General features: G+C 62.5%; 1 protein-coding gene. It reads left to right on the top strand.

The genetic code is table 11. The features are described from left to right. Window positions 1–74 precede the first annotated feature (74 nt). Window positions 75–1,624 (top strand): IS3 family transposase gene (locus AC1DKD_RS41140; RefSeq protein WP_441637726.1). Its coding sequence is split into 2 segments (ribosomal slippage): window positions 75–561 and window positions 561–1,624, totalling 1,551 coding nucleotides; the frame shifts between segments, so codons are not numbered across the junction. The last annotated feature ends 34 nt before the right edge of the window (window positions 1,625–1,658 follow it).

Raw genomic sequence — 1,658 nt, 5'->3', positions numbered from 1 at the left:
GCCCTCCATGTCAGGATACTTGTCGCCTCCGTTTCCTTAGTGAAGCAAAATGGAGGGCGGTGTGCGAATAGGTGATGACACGATATGCAACCGAGCATCGGGAATGGGTGGTTGAGCAGATGATGCCGCCGCTGAACCGGTCGATAGTGGAGTTGGCCAAGGCCACAGGGATCACGACAGTGACCTTGCGGACTTGGCGCAGGATGGCGAGAGAAGCAGGAAGAATTGTGCCGGGTGACGGAAAGCAGAGTGATCAATGGTCCAGCGCGGACAAGTTTCGCGTTGTGTTGGAGACAGCGCCGCTAAGCGAAGCGGAGTTGTCGGAGTACTGCCGCGCAAAGGGCATCCAGGCGGAGCAGATTCAGCAATGGCGTGAGGCGTGCGAGCAGGCCAATGCGGCTACGCCCGTCAAGCGAACGCTGGCGCAGCGGCGGGACGACGAAGCGGCGCGCAGGCGAGTGCGTGAGCTGGAACGCGAGCTCAAGCGCAAGAATGCGGCGCTTGCGGAGACGGCGGCACTGCTGGTCTTGCAAAAAAAAGCCGCAGCGATCTGGGGACGGGACGAGGAAGACTGATCAGCACCCCGGATCGCTTGGAAGCCATAGAGTTGATCGATGAAGCGGTGAGTGCCGGGGCCCGGCAGGAGAAGGCCTGCGAGGCGCTTGGTTTGACCGAGCGGACCTTGCAGCGCTGGCGGCACGCCCCCGCCGACGGGCGGCTGGAAGCGTGTCGCGAGGCACCGGCTAACAAGTTCAGCGAAGCAGAACGGCAGGCGGTGCTGAGGGCGGCGAACCAGCCAAGTTACGCGAGCCTGACGCCGCACCAGATCGTGCCAAAGCTGGCGGATGAGGGCATCTACGTGGGATCGGTATCGACGATCTACCGGGTGCTGCATGAAGCGGGACAAAGCCGTCGGCGTGGCCGCAGCAAGGCCCCGTGCACGCGCCCGCCGACGACGCATCGGGCCACGGGTCCGAACCAGGTGTGGTGTTGGGACATCACCTGGCTGCCGACCACGGTCAAGGGCAAGTTCTTCTACTGGTACATGATGAAGGACATCTACAGCCGCAAGCTGGTAGCCAACGAGGTGCATGAGAGCCAGACGGCTGAGCACGCCAGCCGCCTGCTGATGCACGGCTGTTTGCGGGAGCAAACGGCAGGTCGTCCGCTGGTACTGCATTCGGACAACGGCAAGGCCATGAAAGGGGCCACCATGCTGGCAGCGATGTATGACCTAGGCGTGGTGCCGTCCTATAGCCGGCCTAGGGTGAGCAACGACAACGCCTATGCCGAAGCGTTGTTCCGTACGGCGAAGTACTGCCCGATGTGGCCGGAGCGCCCGTTCGATAGCCTGGAACAAGCGCGTGACTGGGTGTTGCGCTTCGTGCGCTGGTACAACGACGAGCACCGACACAGCGGCCTGAAATACGTCACGCCAAACCAGCGGCATCAGGGCAAAGCTACCGCACTGTTGGCGCAGAGAACGGCGCTGTATGAAGCCGCGCGCGCCCGGAATCCGCAGCGTTGGAGCGCGGGCATCCGCAACTGGGAACTCCCAGATGCGGTGTACCTGAACCCGGAGCGAGCGCAGAAAAACGCAGAGAATTACAAGCAAGCAGCGTAACGGCTGAGGCGACAACTACCTTGACACACGCCGC

This window comes from Cupriavidus sp. 05T313 (assembly GCF_056396665.1).
Note: the sequence above shows the minus strand (reverse complement) of the source record. Positions and strands in the feature narration are given on the sequence as shown.